Source organism: Halococcus thailandensis JCM 13552, from assembly GCF_000336715.1.
Taxonomy (GTDB): Archaea; Halobacteriota; Halobacteria; order Halobacteriales; family Halococcaceae; genus Halococcus; species Halococcus thailandensis.
Window position 1 is genome coordinate 113779 of sequence record NZ_AOMF01000166.1, and the last position, 14288, is coordinate 128066.

Genomic DNA, 14288 nt, shown 5'->3' on the forward strand with positions numbered 1-14288 from the left:
ACGGCCAAAGGTTCACCTGCGCGCCGACGAACTTCCTCCATGAGCGATCGCGACCACGGCCGCCCCTGTCCGGCGTGTGGCACTGGCATGCAGCGCCGCCACTGCAAGTACGTCTGCCCGCGCCACGGCGTCGTCTACGACTGTTCCGATACGTTCTGGTGAGTACGACGATCCCGGAGATACTCGTAGGCCGGGCCGGCGAGCGCGAGAACGGCGATAGCGCCCGCCGCGAGCCCGAGTTCCACGCTCGCGCTTTCGAGGCCGGCGACGGCGAGCGTCGAGAGCGAGCTCCCTGCGAACACCGCCGCGACCGTCCACGGCACCTCGCCGACGAGCGTGCCGAGGAGATAGCTCCGGAGCTCCACGCCCGACAACCCCGCGCCGACGGAGACGGGGTCGGCCGGCAGCGGCGCGAGTCGGGCGGCGGCCACGCCACGAGCGCCGCCGGTGCGCGCGAAGAACCGTTCGCCGGCGTGGCCGATCCGGCCGAGCGCGCTCGCATTGCCCGCGTATCTCCCGAGCACGTACGGCGGCAGACAGGTGAGGAGCACGCCGGCGAGGGCGAACGGCGTCCCGACGAGCCCGTACCCGTAGCCGACCACCGCCGAACAGAGGCTCATCGGCCACGCGACGAGCGGGCGACCGAGATAGAGCCCGACGACGACCAGCGCGAAGACGAACGGACGCGAGCGGAGGCCGGCAATCCGATCGAACAGCACGCTCGGCGAGATCGTGAGCGCGGCGAGCGCCACCACACTCACGATGACTGCGACCCCCGCGAGACGCCGACGAGCGCGTGACACAGCCGAATCTATATCCTGAGCGAGAAGCCGGTTTCGATCCGTTTCGCACGACGTTTAGGCGTCGGCGACCGATCGCCACCGTGAGCGATGCCGTCGAACTCGGCGTGAGCCTCCTCGCGAACCTGGACGACGACGAACTCGCGCTCGCCGCGGCGATCGACCGGCTCGAAACCGTCACGAACGATCCACATACGACCCGCACGATCCTCGATACGGCCGAAAAGCGCGGCATCATCGAGCGCGCGGACGGACGTATCCGCGTTCGATCGGGTGGGTTCGTCCGGTTCGAGCGCGACGTCGTCACCAGAGAGGGCGAGTTCACCTGCCGGCGCTGTGGTGCGTCGATCACGACGGGCTACGTCATCCAGTTCGACGCCGGCGAGCACGGCCCCTTCGGCTCGTCGTGTATCAGGAAGGTTATCGGTCGTCGTTGAGATCGGCGATCTCGGCCAGCCGTTCGAGCGTTTCCTGCTGTCGTTCGAGCAGCTCCGTCTGGCGCTCGATGTGATCGCGCAGTGCGTCGACCTCGTCTGTCAGTCGGTCCACGTCGGCAGTTCTGTTCCCGCCCTCCCCGCTTTCCGTACTGACGGGCCTGCTGTCCGGCTCGTCGTCTGATCCGCTCGATCCACGGCGCGGCTCGGACGGTTCCCGACGCGGCTCGACAGATCGCCGGTCCGGCTCGCCCGTCTGATTCGCTTTGGCCGGATCACGGTTCGGCTCAGCCGGATCACGGCTCGGATCGGTCGGCTCGCGGCCCGATTCGGACGCTTCGGGGATCGGCGGCTCGGTCGATTCGTCGGGCTCGAAACGGGATCGCGGTGGCTGCTCCGTCGGCTGCCCGTCGGTCCCGTCGCCGTTGCGGCCGGCGGGTTCGTGCCGCGCGTCGTCGGGATCACGAGCAGGCGCTCGATCGCTCGATTCGGTCGGTGTCGGGTCCCCGGCCGTCCGGTCAGCCGTCTGGTCGGTGGTCGTCGGCTCCGCCGTGCGTTCAGTCGCCGTCGATTCGGCCGTGCGATCCGCGAGCTGGTCGATGCTGGCAACCCCGTGGTATGCACAGAGCGCGTCTTCGAGGGTTTCGTAGGCTTCACGTCGGCCATCGCCCGTGAGTTCGATATAGCGGGGTCGGCCGTCGACGTCGATGCGCAGATCGTCCTCGAAGCGGAGGTCGGTGATCCGGTCGTAGTCGTAGCTGTCGTGTTCGCGGTCCCAGACGGCTTCGCCGACGGCGGTGAGCAGCCGTCGGTCGGTGACGATGAGCGTTCGATCGCCGAACCGATAGCTCTCCTCGATCTCCTCGTCGGGATCGATGCGGTCGGTGGTCCGGAGCACGCCCGCGAGCACCGGCGGGAGGATCGTCTCGATGCGTTCGCGCGGGGCCGAGAACGCCTCGACGCCGTGTTCGTACTCGAAGGCGAACGTCGCCTCGCGGCGGTCGGCCGAGACGTCGAAGCGACTGACGTCGTGGGGGAACTCCTCGATCGATTCGCTGCTGAACAGACCCGCGGCGCGGTAGACGAGCGTCTTCGGTGGCGTGACGTAGACCCGGTCGTCGCCGCCGACGTTCACACTGGTCATCCGTCGCTCGTCGGCGAGGCGCTCGCGGACGATCCCGGGAACGTCCATACCGCGACTGTGCTATCGATCGTCAAAAGACTGCCGAAGCCGAGATGGGAAGGTTAATGAACGCGAGTCCAGTACCGATCGGTAGCCCGGGTGGCTTAGCTGGACATAGCGCCGCACTCATAGGGTTTCGAGAGCGGTTTTCCCCCGAGGCTGTCGCCTCGGACCTGGGATATGCGGAGATCGTGGGTTCGGAGCCCACCCCGGGCACTACTGCCGTTCTATCGTCGTCACTCGGACGTATCGAAAAATAGCGAAAAACCTCGATTCGAGCCGTTACAGCGCGCTATCGGAGACGGTGATCGTGTAGCTCGCGATCGAATCGGCCTTGTCGCTGTCCAACATCCCGATCGCATCGAACGCGTAGGTTTCGCCACCGCCGAGGTCGGACGTGTTATCGAGTGCTTCGCCGATACGGGTATCCTCGCCGTCGTAGAACTTGACCTCGATACCCGTGTAGCTGATCGAGCTATCAGAGGTGTTCGTCACCTCACCACGAACACCGTTGGACACGTCCTCCGAGTAGTATTCGACGCTGTCGAGGCTGAACGCGTCTGCGATATCGGCGCTCTTGACCGAGACATCGGTGTCGCCGGAGTCGCTGACCGAGGAACTCTCGGAATCGCCGCTGCTGGCGTCCGTTTCGGAGCTCTCCTCGTCGCTACTCTCGTCCGATTCGGTTGCCGTTTCGTCCTCGGATTCCTCGCTCTCGGCGTCGGTCGCCTCCTCGTCGCTGCTGGCTTCCGTCGCGTCTCCGCCTGCCTCGGTGCTCTCGCCGCCGGATTCCATCTCGGTCTCCGCATCACCGCTGGCGGCCTCAGTACTCTCGTCACCGCTGCCGTTTCCACTGCTGTTGTTCTCACCCGTCTCGCTGCTACAGCCGGCGAGACCGAGGCTCGTTGCAGCACCGACCACCGCTAAATACTTCCGTCGATCCATTCTCAACGGAAAAACACGTCGGGTTGTGATAATGGTTTCGTTCGCATCAATACAGTATCGTCTTCGGGAGCGAGGAAGCTCCCGTCTCGGCAGGCGGACCGAGAGCTATCGGTCGGGATCGAGCAGCTGCACCGGATGCCGGCTCGGCCGCTCCAAGAGCGAGTCGAGCTGTTCGAGACAAGAGGTGCCGCTCGCGACCACGGTCCGATCGCGTGCCGCCTCGTCCTGGAACTGGGTTTCGAGCTCGCTGCCGACGTCCATGCTCAGTTCGTAGTATTCGCGCTTGTAGCCGAAGGAGCCGGCCATCCCGCAGCACTCGGTTTCGGAGGTGAGCACGTCGTAGCCACGGTCTTCGAGGACGGCTACGGTGTGGGCTTCGAGCCCGAGCGTCCGCTGCTGGCAGTGGCTATGGTAGGCCACGCGCTCGCCGTCGCCCGCCGGCAGTTGCCCACCATCGGCTCCGTTTTCGAGCAGGCCGTAGACGTACTCCATGACCTCGTAGCTGTTGTCGTCGAGGCGCTCGGCCGACTGATTGGGCAGGAACTTCTCGTACTCGCCGGCGAACATCGCGAGATCGGAGGGTTCGATGACGACGATATCCCGCCCGGCGTCGATCTGTTCGGCGAGATCGGCGTAGGCATCGTGGGCGTGGCGCTCGGCCGTCGCGAGCATCCCCTGCGAGAGCGGTGCGCGCCCGCTCGATGCGACGTCCGGAACACGGACCGCGACCCCGAGCGCTTCGAGCACCCTGACGGCGGCCTTCCCGCGCTCGACCTCGATGTGGTTCGTGTAGGCGTCGGGGTAGAGCACCGCCTCGCGGTCGGCGTCGGTCGGTGACACGCGCGACCCGCCGCGCGCAGTGAACCACTTCCGAAGCGTTTCACGCTCGAACTCCGGAAGGGAGCGCCGGCGATCGATACCCAGAACGCGCTCCATGAGCGCCCGCGCGGGGGCGGTCCCCGCAATCCAGTTCGACAGCGGTGCGGTGGCGCTCCCGACTTTCGCCAGGTCGGCGTAGTTGCCGAAGAACCGTTTCTGGAGATCCACGCCGCCCGGCTCCTCGTCGGGTGTCAGCCCTTCGACGAGGAAATCGAACTCCGTCGACTCGTCGTGGTTGATGCGATCCCGAACCACCTCGTTGATCCAGGGGATGTCGATCTTCACCGGGCAGTTGTTGACACAGCGCGAACAGCCCGTACAGAGGTCGTTGAACTCGGCGGCGCTCTCCTGTCCGTGGACCCCGGCCTCCCAGCCCGTGGCGATCCCGCCCGAGTAGGTCTCGCCGCCGAAGGCGTGACCGCCGACGTGCTGGAAGTTCGCACACGAGTTCGCACACGCGCCACAGCGGATGCAGTAGAGCGTTTCCCTGAGTTGCTCGTCCTCGCGCATCGCCGTCCGGCCGTTGTCGAGCAGCACGAGATGGAACTCGCGGTCGCCATCCGACTCCGAAAGGGGTGCGTCGGAATCCTCGAACTCCAGTGTCGGCGTCTCCACGGGTGGAGAGAGCATCGTGACGTACTGGGTGATCGGCTGGCCGGTCGCCGAGCGCGCGATGAGTTCGACGAACGGTTGGAGATCGGAGAGCGTGGGAATCAGCTTTTCCACTCCGGCGACCGCGACGTGCGTGTCCGGCGTCACGGCCGATTTCCGGGCGTTGCCCTCGTTAGTGACGAGCGTGATCGTCCCGCTGTCGGCGACGACGAAGTTCGCGCCGGTCATCCCGACGTCCGCATCCCGAATCCGCTCGCCGAGATAGTCCCGCGCGAACTCGGTGAGTTCCTCGGGCGTCTCCAGGGGTTCGTCGGGATCGAAATACTCGTTGAACAGTTCGGCGATCCCCTCGCGCGATTTGTGGATCGACGGGCCGACGATGTGTGATGGCGTCTCGTCGGCGACTTGAAGGACGAACTCGCCGAGGTCGGTCTCGTAGACGTCCACCCCTGACTGTTCGAGGCGATCGTTGACCTCGATCTCCTCGGTCGTCATCGATTTCGATTTCACGAGCGTCTCGGCGTCGCCCGCCACGTTCTCGATATACTGGTTCGCGTCGGCGGCGTCCTCGGCGAGATAGACGTTCCCGCCGTTGGCTTCGACACTCTCGGTGACCGTCTCGATCAGTTCGGGCAGTCGCTCGATGGCGTCCTCCTTGATCTCCCGGACGGTGGTGCGGAGTTCCTCGTACTCGTCGAACTCGTCGATGGCGTCGTACCGGTTCTCGTTGAAGTGGCTCGCGTTCTCGCGGACGTTCTCGCCCTCGGTGTCGAGCAGGTGACGGATCCGTGCGGCCTTCTCGCGGCGGGTGTCGGCGCTCATGACTGGAGCACGACGACGTGCACTTCGGCGGGGCCGTGGACGCCCTCGACCATCTCGCCCATGTCGGCGGTCGCGCTCGCGCCGGTGGCGAACACGTAACTGTCCCGCCCGGCGGCGAACTCCTCGCCGAGCCACGCGAACGCCTCGTCCATGTCGGCCTGGAGGTCTTCCTCGCGCAGGACGGCGACGTGGCGCTCGGGGTAGAGACTCACCGGCTCGCTCCCCGCCGCGTCGGCTGCGACCGCGAGCGAGCCGTAGGTAGCGATCCCCGCTTCGACAGGGGTGACGCCCGTCCGTGCCGATTCGAGCTCTGCGGCCGTGGGATCGACCGTCACCGCGGTGTCGGCGAGCGACACGTCGTCGAGACCCAGCGGAACGCCGACGGCCGGCTCGCGGATCGCATCGTCGAGCGCCTCGGCGAACCCGTCGCCGTCGGTTCGTGTCGTTTCGACGTCCAACCCGTCGAGCGACGATTCGAACGTCGTGAGAACGTCACTCATCGTCCATCGTTCGGAACTGAGCTATATCGGCCTTTCGCGGAACCGTCGTCATGCGGTCCGATCCAAACGGCGTACGCCCGTGTCCCGACCGACTGCCACCGAGACGAATCGATCGATGGTGCATTCTCCGATGCCTGTTTACCGTCCGGGGACGAACCGTGCGCCATCGTGACGACCGACTTCGCGCAGCGATCGGCCGACGACCCAGCGGACGACGCGAACTACGACTATCGCGGCGGCGCGGTCGACCGTCCGGCGCTCGTCGACGAGCTCGAAGCGCGCGTCGACGGCGACGTCCGCTTCGACGAGTATTCACGCAACCTCTACGCGACCGACGCGAGCGCTTACGAGATGTTACCCATCGGCGTCGTCTTCCCGGAATCGACCGCCGACGTCGCCGCCGTCGTCGCCTACTGTGCCGACCAGGGAATCCCGGTGCTCCCACGCGGCGGCGGAACGAGCCTCGCCGGACAGGCCGTCAACGAGGCGGTCGTGCTCGATTTCACCCGCAACATGGACGAGCTGCTCGCTGTGGATCCCGAATCCAGAACGGCCACCGCCCAGCCGGGGATCTATCTCGCCGATATCGACGAGGCGCTCGCGCCCCACGACCTCAAGTTCGCGCCCGACCCGGCCTGGGGCGACAAGAGCGCGCTCGGGGGAGCGATCGGCAACAACAGCACCGGCGCGCACTCGCTGAAGTACGGCAAGACCGACGCCTACATCGAGTCTTGCGAGGTCGTGCTCGCCGACGGCACTGTCACCGAGTTCGGCGAACTCACGATCGAGGAACTCCGCGAGCGCGCCGACTCCGAGGGTGATCTCGAAGCGCGCATCCACGCCGAAGTCGCTCGTATCGTCGACGAGGAGGGCGACGCGATCGAGGCGGCCTATCCCGACCTGAAGCGCAACGTCTCGGGCTACGATCTCGACATGCTGATCTCGGATGCGGCGGACGGCACGGTGAACCTCGCACGCCTGCTCGCCGGCAGCGAGGGCACCCTCGCGATCGTCACGGCGGCGACCGTCGCGCTCGAACCCGTCCCCGAGACGAAGGCCATCGGTCTGCTGACCTACGATTCGCTCGGCGACGCGATGGAGGACGTCGAGCCCATCCTCGAACACGAACCCGCGGCCGTCGAGGTGATGGACTCCGTCCTCCTGGATCTCGCACGCGATACCAGCGAGTTCGCCGACGTCGTAGGGTTGCTTCCGGAGCAAACCGATTCGGTGCTCCTCGTCGAATTCTACGCCGAGTCCGATAGGGATGGAAAACAGCAGGTCGCGGATCTCGTCGCCGACCGCGTGGGCAGCGAATCGGACGCCGAGCCGAGCGATGGCGCGCACGAACTGACGGAGAAACGACGGTACGCGAACGCGGCGATGGAGGCCCACGACGCCGACACGCGTGCGCAGTTCTGGAAGATGCGCAAGTCCGGGCTCCCCATTTTGCTCTCGCGCACGACCGACGAAAAGCACATCTCGTTCATCGAGGACTGTGCCGTTCCAGCGGAACATCTCCCTGAGTACGTCGCCGATTTCCAGGCAATCCTCGACGAACAGGACACCTTCGCGAGCTTCTACGCCCACGCAGGCCCCGGCGTGCTCCACGTCCGGCCGCTCATCGATACGAAAACCGTCGAGGGGCGCGAGCGGATGGACGCCATCGCCGAGGCCGTGACCGATCTGGTGGTCGAGTACGGGGGCTCGGTCTCGGGCGAACACGGCGACGGCCACGCGCGCACGAAATGGAACCGGAAACTCTACGGCGAGGATCTCTGGGCGACCTTTCGCGATCTCAAATCGACGTTCGATCCCGACTGGCTCCTCAACCCGGGGCAGGTCTGTGGACTACCCAACGATGCCGACGATAGCGAGGCACCCAGCCCGACCGCGGATCTCCGGTTCGATTCGGAGTACGAATTCGACGCGAGCTTCGAGACCGAACTCCGCTGGGAGAACGAGAACGGCTTCCGTGGGATGGCCGAGCTCTGCCACGGCTGTGGCGGTTGCCGCGGCCATCAGTCGACCACTGGCGGAACGATGTGTCCGACCTACCGCGCCGCCGAGGAGGAAATCCTCAGCACGCGCGGGCGGGCGAACCTGCTCCGTGACGCGATGAGCGGTGATCTCGATGCCGGCAATGGTGACGAATCGATCGACGTCGAGTTCATGAACGAGGTGATGGATCTCTGTATCGGCTGCAAGGGCTGTGCGAACGACTGCCCGAGCGAGGTCGACATGGCGAAGATGAAGGCCGAAGTCACCAACGAGTACCACGAGCGCCACGGCGCGAGCCTCCGTGACCATCTGTTCGCGAACATCGACTCGCTCTCGGAGTTCGCCAGCCGGCTCGCACCGCTGTCGAACTGGGGGACCGAACTACCGGGCGCACGTAAAGTGCTGGAGAAGGCGATCGGCATCGCCGAAGACCGAACACTGCCGACCTTCCACGCCGAGAGCTTCGCGGAGTGGTTCGAAGCCCGCGGCGGCGCGCAGGTGTCGGCCGCCGACGCCGACAGGAAGGTCCTGCTCTTCCCCGACACGTACACGAACTACAACCATCCGGAGGCTGGCAAGGCCGCCGTGCGAGTGCTCGAAGCCGCCGACGTCCACGTCGAACTCCCCCTCGGCGTCACCGATAGCGGTCGGCCAGCCTACTCGAAAGGGTTCGTCGGGCAGGCCCGTGACGCCGCCGAGCAGAACGTCGCCGCCCTCTCGCCGCTCGTCCGCCGGGGCTGGGACGTCGTCGTGGTCGAACCCTCCGACGCCGTCATGGTCCAGTACGACTATCCGGACCTGATCCCCGCCGCTGATCGGAGCGTGCCGACGGGCACCGTCGCCGCCGGCGAAGGAGGCGAGCAGCCAGCCACGGACGGTGGGGCGAGCAATGTCGAAACCGTCGCCGACAACACCTACGGCGTCTGCGAGTATCTCGATCGGTTCCGGATCGACGAGGCGCTCGGGTTCGGCGAGCGGGACGAATCGCTCACCTACCACGGTCACTGCCATCAGAAGGCCACGAAGAAGGATCATCACGCCGTTGGCGTTCTCCGACGGGCGGGCTACGCGGTCGACGCGCTCGATTCGGGCTGCTGCGGCATGGCCGGCTCGTTCGGCTACGAATCGGAGCATCTCTCGATGAGCCGTGCCATCGCCGACGTGCTCTACGAGCAGGTCGACGAGAGCGACGGTGATCGAGTCGTCGCACCCGGCGCGTCCTGTCGAAGCCAGCTCGGCGAACACGAAGGCGAGGAGCCACCGCATCCGATCGAGAAGGTGGCCGACGCGCTCGTGGACTGATCGTTCGAGACGGCGTTCGATTCATCGACGGCGACGCGTTTCTGGTGTTCACACTCGCCATCCGGCTCTATTCGACGTTCCCGCTCCGCGTGCGACGATCGACGCCAGCGGCTCCGTCGAGGACGCCGACGAACCGTCGAGCTCTCTCACCCGAGTGGCTGCGCTTTTCCCACTGGTCGCGTAGAGCACGCATGGCCGACACCGAAACGAGCGAACTCGACGCCCTGTTCGGCGTGCTCGTCGCCAACCGACTGCTGATCTACTTCGGCGGCTTGCTCGTCATCGGCTCGCCGCTGCTGTTCGGGGCGCTTGGTATCGAACTTCCTGGAACCGTGCGAATCGTCCTCGTGGTCGTGACGCTCGTGGTGATGACCCTCACCTACGTCGGCGAGCGCCGCATCGGCTTCGCGGGTGCGCAGGCCGCGCACGCCGGTGAGACGTATTCGCTACGGATGCAGATCGCGCTCGCAGTCGCCGTCGCGGGCATCGCGATCGGCGTCTACGTCGCCCTGGAAGTGAACACGGTCGCGGGACTGCTGTTCATCACCGGGGCGTATTTCGTCGGCTATCTCGGCTACCGCGGCGGGTCCGGGGAGGAGGCGTAAGCGACTGGATGGCTCCTATCGGGAAACGATGTCTCCGTCACAGAACCGCAAAACTCCCTCTCGATCGTGTGCCGTGTTCGTTTGGGCATCCGTGACTAGCTTTATTCCGTTCGGCGACCATTCGTCGAGGCATGTCGACCGAATTCGATTTCGACGGAGAGGTAGTGCTCGTCACCGGCGCGAGCGGCGCGCTCGGCAGCGGGATCTGCGAGGCGTTCGAGAGCGCGGGCGCGATCGTCCACGCGACCGATCTCGTCACGCCCGACGATGACGACTCGCTGCTCGACGCCGACTGCGAGTTCCACGAGGCCGACCTCACCGACGAGGACGACGTCGAGCGCGTCGTGAACGACGTCGTCGACGCAGAGGGACGGCTCGACGCGCTCTGTAACATCGCCGGCACCTGGCAGGGTGGCCAGCCGATCGACGAGACGAGTAGTGGTGAATTCGAGACATTGTTCGACGTCAACCTCAAGACCATGTTCCTCGCGTCGAAACACGCCATCCCGCAGCTCCGCGAGACCGACGGCGCGATCGTCTCGGTGTCGGCGAAGTCGTCGCTGGAGGGTGGCGAGGGTGATGGTCCCTACCGGGCGGCGAAGGCCGGCGTGCGCCTGCTGACGGAGACGATCGCCGAAGAGAACCGTGGCGAGCTGCGCGCGAACGCGATCATGCCGAAGACGATCGACACGCCCGCCAACCGCGAGATGCTCTCGGGCGATCCCGACGACTGGCCGACGCCTGAGGAGATCGCTCCGGTCGTCTGCGCTCTCTGTAGCGACGCCACGAGCGTCACGAGCGGTGCGGCCGTACCCGTCTACGGTGAGGCCTGATTGGAGAGCCGGTCACACGCGAGCGTTTCACGAAGGTTTTTAACCGGGGCGAAACCCCCCTCAGCTATGGCAGAACGTGAAACATGGGCCACGAGGGTGGGATTCATCCTCGCGGCCATCGGCAGTGCTGTCGGACTGGGCAACATCTGGCGTTTCCCGTTCCAGACCGCATCGAACGGCGGTGCGGCGTTCCTGGTCGTCTATCTGTTGGCCGTGTTGCTCATCGGGATCCCCGTACTCCTCGCGGAGTTCGTCATCGGCCGGCGGGCCAACACCAGCGCCATCGGTGCGTTCCGAAAACTCAGCCATCCTGGCTGGTGGTTCGTCGGTGCCATCGGCGTCGTGGCGGCCTTCTGGACGCTCTCGTACTACAGCGTGATCGGCGGCTGGGTGCTCCGGTACATCGGTGGGAGCATCACCGGCGGCGCGCTCGCCGCACCCGAGTCGTACTTCGGCGCGATCTCGGTCGGGCTCCCCTCGGTGGGGACGCACGCGATCTTCATGCTGATCACCATCGGGATCGTCGCGCTCGGCATCGAGGACGGCATCGAACTCGCGACGAAGGTGATGGTGCCGGCCGTCGTCGTCATGCTCGTCGGCCTCGCGGCCTTCGCGGCGACCCTGCCCGGCGCGAGCGAGGGGTACGCCTTCTTCCTCAACCCGAACCTCGACACCATCATCGCCAACGCCGGCTCCGTCCTGCCCGCGGCGTTCGGCCAGGCCTTTTTCTCGCTGTCGGTCGGGTTCAGCGTGATGATTACCTACGCCTCCTATCTCGGTGAGGACGACAGCCTGCCGGTCGACGGTGTTACCATCGGCATCTCGAACACCGTCATCGGCGTCCTCGCCGGCCTCGTGGTTCTTCCGCTGCTGTTCGCTCAGGGTGTTTCGCCCGACACGAGCGGTCCCGGCGCGGTGTTCGTCGCCATCCCGACGGCGCTCGCGGAGCTACCCGGCGGCGACATCGTCGGCCAGGCGGTCGGCGTCGTCTTCTTCGGCGTCATCCTGATCGCGGCGCTGTCGTCGGCGATCAGTCTGCTCGAAGCCGTCGTCGCCTATCTCGTCGACAACTACGGCTTCTCGCGGCTGCCGACGGCGGCGGGGATCGGTGCGGCGATCTTCCTCCTCGGGATCCCCTCGGCGTGGGAGACCGCGTGGCTCGACTGGTTCGACGGCATCGGCGTCACGCTGCTGCTGCCGATCGCGGTGCTGTTCGTCGTCCTGTTCGTCGGCTGGGTTCTCGGACGGGACGCGATCGACGAACTCACGAGCGGCTCGGGCATCGGCTCGCTCGCGCCGATCTGGCTGTGGGGCATTCGAACGGTGATCCTCGCGGTTGTCGTCATCGTCGTCGGGATCAATCTCTGGGACCTGCTCGCCACGCCCGACACGGGCTACTACATCATTCCGGGTCCCCTACGGTAATCATCGTTCATCGGAAGACCCTTTTTCGCTGCCCGACCACGCCCGGTATGCACGGCCACGTGGAGACGACCCATGACTGACGATACCGACGCCGACCCCATCGCCGATCTCCGCGAGCGCAAGCGCGCGGCCGAGCTCGGCGGCGGCGAGGAACGTATCGAATCCCAGCACGAGAAGGGGAAGCTGACCGCCCGCGAGCGCATCGACTACTTCCTCGACGAGGACACGTTCCACGAGTTCGACCAGCTCCGCACCCACCGGAGCACGAACTTCGACATGGACGAGCGGGAAGTGCCGGGCGACGGCGTCGTCACGGGCTACGGCGAGGTCGACGGCCGGACGGTGTTCGTCTTCGCTCACGACTTTACGGTGTTCGGCGGCTCGCTGGGCGAAGTGTTCGCCCAGAAGGTCTGTAAGGTGATGGACGAGGCGATGGAGGTGGGCGCACCGATCATCGGACTCAACGATTCGGCGGGCGCGCGCATCCAGGAGGGGATCGATTCGCTGGCGGGCTACGCCGAGGTCTTCCACCGGAACCAACAGGCCTCGGGCGTCGTCCCGCAGATATCGGCGATCATGGGTCCCTGCGCGGGTGGCGCAGTCTACTCACCCGCGATCACGGACTTCATCTTCATGGTCGAGGAGACGAGCCACATGATGATCACCGGGCCGTCGGTCATCGAGACCGTCACCGGTGAGGAGGTTTCCTTCGAGGAGCTCGGTGGGGCGGCGGCCCACACCTCCGACAGCGGCGTCGCGCACTTCGCCGAGAGCGACGAGAAGGAGGCGCTCGACGACATCAGGCGGCTGCTCTCCTATCTCCCGCAGAACAACGTCGAGGACCCGCCGCGCGTCGATCCGTGGGACGATCCCGAACGTGAGGACGAGGAGCTGCTCGATCTCGTTCCGGACTCGCCGCGCAAACCCTACGACATGACCGACGTCATCGAGCGCATCGTCGACGAGGGGTCGTTCTTCTCGGTCGCCGAGTCCTACGCTAGAAATCTCGTGACGGCCTTTGCACGCCTCGACGGCCGATCGGTCGGCGTGGTCGCCAACCAGCCCCGATTCAACGCCGGCACGCTCGACATCGACGCCTCGCTCAAGGGCTCGCGGTTCGTCCGCTTCTGTGACGCGTTCAACATCCCGATCCTCACCTTCGTCGACGTGCCCGGCTTCATGCCCGGCAAAGAACAGGAGTCGGGCGGCATCATCAAACACGGCGCGAAACTCCTCTACGCCTTCTCCGAGGCGACGGTGCCGCTGCTGACGACGATCACGCGGAAGGCCTACGGCGGCGCGTACGACGTGATGGCGTCGAAACACATCGAGGCGGACGTGAACTACGCGTGGCCGACCGCCGAAATCGCCGTGATGGGACCGAAAGGCGCGGTCAACGTCCTCTACGACGACGAGCTCGCCGCGGCCGACGACACCGACGCCCGCCGTGACGAGCTGATCGACGAGTATCGCGACACCTTCGCCAACCCCTACACGGCCGCCGAGCGCGGCTTCGTCGACGACGTGATCGAACCCCAGGAAACGCGCCCGACGCTGATCGAGGATCTCGAAATGCTGTCGAGCAAGCGCAAACAGACGCCGGAGCGCAAACACGGCAACATCCCACTGTGATGGCGTCGAACCCGTCCCGCGACGAGCTCGCGGCGGCCATCCCCGACGACGCCGACGACGACGAGGCCGCCGCCATCGCCGCAGCGATGAGCGCCCACCTCGCCGATCGCGAACGCGCGGCGCTCGCCGACGAGGACGAGACGCCGTCGTGGGCGGGCGAGCGCTGGCGGTTCGCCGGTCGGCTCCGAGCGATCGGCGAGCGCTCGGCCCGGGTGACGCTCGGCGCGCCGACCGATCCCTGGAGCGCGGCCGGCCGAACTGATAGACTGTAAGATCGCCGACCGCTGTGAGTTCATGCGGATAGATTTATCACGG

General features: G+C 66.1%; 13 protein-coding genes and 1 tRNA gene. 9 read left to right on the forward strand and 5 right to left on the reverse strand.

The window, feature by feature from the left end; all coding sequences use genetic code 11:
* Positions 1 to 39 precede the first annotated feature (39 nt).
* Positions 40 to 162, forward strand: a complete 123-nt coding sequence (locus tag C451_RS24115) for an HVO_2523 family zinc finger protein (RefSeq protein ID WP_275039338.1) — start codon at positions 40 to 42, stop codon at positions 160 to 162.
* Here the strand turns inward: C451_RS24115 and C451_RS15515 are convergent.
* Positions 135 to 803 (reverse strand): TVP38/TMEM64 family protein, encoded by a 669-nt coding sequence (locus C451_RS15515; protein ID WP_241431249.1) that lies wholly within the window; start codon positions 801 to 803, stop codon positions 135 to 137. The genes C451_RS24115 and C451_RS15515 overlap by 28 nt on opposite strands.
* 80 nt (positions 804 to 883) lie before the next feature.
* Here C451_RS15515 and C451_RS15520 point away from each other — a divergent pair, with 80 nt between their 5' ends.
* Positions 884 to 1237, forward strand: a complete 354-nt coding sequence (locus C451_RS15520) for a DUF5830 family protein (RefSeq protein ID WP_007741980.1) — start codon at positions 884 to 886, stop codon at positions 1235 to 1237.
* Here the strand turns inward: C451_RS15520 and C451_RS15525 are convergent.
* The gene (locus tag C451_RS15525) at positions 1221 to 2426 is read right to left on the reverse strand and encodes a DUF7115 domain-containing protein (RefSeq protein ID WP_007741981.1); all 1206 of its coding nucleotides are present in this window, start codon (positions 2424 to 2426) and stop codon (positions 1221 to 1223) included. The two genes, C451_RS15520 and C451_RS15525, sit on opposite strands and share 17 nt — an antisense overlap.
* An 84-nt stretch (positions 2427 to 2510) precedes the next feature.
* Here C451_RS15525 and C451_RS22155 point away from each other — a divergent pair.
* Positions 2511 to 2633: transfer RNA gene (locus C451_RS22155), tRNA-Met, on the forward strand.
* Between the two features lie 66 nt (positions 2634 to 2699).
* Here the strand turns inward: C451_RS22155 and C451_RS15530 are convergent.
* From C451_RS15530 to C451_RS15540, 3 genes are all read right to left on the reverse strand, one after another.
* Entirely contained in the window at positions 2700 to 3362 is a 663-nt protein-coding gene (locus C451_RS15530; RefSeq protein ID WP_152420482.1) for an FxLYD domain-containing protein, read from the reverse strand.
* 105 nt (positions 3363 to 3467) lie between these two features.
* Positions 3468 to 5675, reverse strand: coding sequence for an LUD domain-containing protein (locus tag C451_RS15535; protein WP_007741987.1), 2208 nt, complete (start codon positions 5673 to 5675; stop codon positions 3468 to 3470).
* Positions 5672 to 6175, reverse strand: a complete 504-nt coding sequence (locus C451_RS15540) for an LUD domain-containing protein (RefSeq protein WP_007741988.1) — start codon at positions 6173 to 6175, stop codon at positions 5672 to 5674. Before C451_RS15540 ends, C451_RS15535 begins: the two co-directional genes overlap by 4 nt.
* Before the next feature lie 168 nt (positions 6176 to 6343).
* Between C451_RS15540 and C451_RS15545 the strand changes: the two genes are divergently transcribed.
* The 6 genes from C451_RS15545 to C451_RS15570 all read left to right on the forward strand — a co-directional run bounded on the left by C451_RS15545 (position 6344) and on the right by C451_RS15570 (position 14245).
* A complete protein-coding gene (locus C451_RS15545) occupies positions 6344 to 9478 on the forward strand; it encodes an FAD-binding and (Fe-S)-binding domain-containing protein (protein ID WP_007741989.1) in 3135 nt (1044 codons plus the stop codon).
* A 191-nt stretch (positions 9479 to 9669) separates the two neighbouring features.
* Positions 9670 to 10083, forward strand: coding sequence for a hypothetical protein (locus C451_RS15550; protein WP_007741990.1), 414 nt, complete (start codon positions 9670 to 9672; stop codon positions 10081 to 10083).
* Between the two features lie 131 nt (positions 10084 to 10214).
* Positions 10215 to 10916 carry an SDR family oxidoreductase gene (locus tag C451_RS15555; RefSeq protein ID WP_007741991.1) on the forward strand — a complete coding sequence of 234 codons (702 nt, stop codon included), beginning with the start codon at positions 10215 to 10217 and terminating at the stop codon, positions 10914 to 10916.
* 66 nt (positions 10917 to 10982) lie between these two features.
* The gene (locus C451_RS15560; RefSeq protein ID WP_049913158.1) at positions 10983 to 12341 is read left to right on the forward strand and encodes a sodium-dependent transporter; all 1359 of its coding nucleotides are present in this window, start codon (positions 10983 to 10985) and stop codon (positions 12339 to 12341) included.
* A gap of 72 nt (positions 12342 to 12413) precedes the next feature.
* Positions 12414 to 13973, forward strand: a complete 1560-nt coding sequence (locus C451_RS15565) for an acyl-CoA carboxylase subunit beta (protein WP_007741993.1) — start codon at positions 12414 to 12416, stop codon at positions 13971 to 13973.
* Complete coding sequence (locus C451_RS15570; protein WP_007741994.1) at positions 13973 to 14245, forward strand: hypothetical protein; 273 nt, start codon at positions 13973 to 13975, stop codon at positions 14243 to 14245. Before C451_RS15565 ends, C451_RS15570 begins: the two co-directional genes overlap by 1 nt.
* Positions 14246 to 14288 lie beyond the last annotated feature (43 nt).

What these genes read in the sequence shown, in the direction of transcription:
- C451_RS15565 (WP_007741993.1), top strand. Translation starts at nt 12,414, where the DNA reads ATGACTGACGATACCGACGCCGACCCCATCGCCGATCTCCGCGAGCGC.
- C451_RS15555 (WP_007741991.1), top strand. Translation starts at nt 10,215, where the DNA reads ATGTCGACCGAATTCGATTTCGACGGAGAGGTAGTGCTCGTCACCGGC.
- C451_RS15560 (WP_049913158.1), top strand. Translation starts at nt 10,983, where the DNA reads ATGGCAGAACGTGAAACATGGGCCACGAGGGTGGGATTCATCCTCGCG.
- C451_RS15570 (WP_007741994.1), top strand. Translation starts at nt 13,973, where the DNA reads ATGGCGTCGAACCCGTCCCGCGACGAGCTCGCGGCGGCCATCCCCGAC.
- C451_RS15540 (WP_007741988.1), bottom strand. Translation starts at nt 6,175, where the DNA reads ATGAGTGACGTTCTCACGACGTTCGAATCGTCGCTCGACGGGTTGGAC.
- C451_RS15535 (WP_007741987.1), bottom strand. Translation starts at nt 5,675, where the DNA reads ATGAGCGCCGACACCCGCCGCGAGAAGGCCGCACGGATCCGTCACCTG.
- C451_RS15525 (WP_007741981.1), bottom strand. Translation starts at nt 2,426, where the DNA reads ATGGACGTTCCCGGGATCGTCCGCGAGCGCCTCGCCGACGAGCGACGG.
- C451_RS15550 (WP_007741990.1), top strand. Translation starts at nt 9,670, where the DNA reads ATGGCCGACACCGAAACGAGCGAACTCGACGCCCTGTTCGGCGTGCTC.
- C451_RS15530 (WP_152420482.1), bottom strand. Translation starts at nt 3,362, where the DNA reads ATGGATCGACGGAAGTATTTAGCGGTGGTCGGTGCTGCAACGAGCCTC.
- C451_RS24115 (WP_275039338.1), top strand. Translation starts at nt 40, where the DNA reads ATGAGCGATCGCGACCACGGCCGCCCCTGTCCGGCGTGTGGCACTGGC.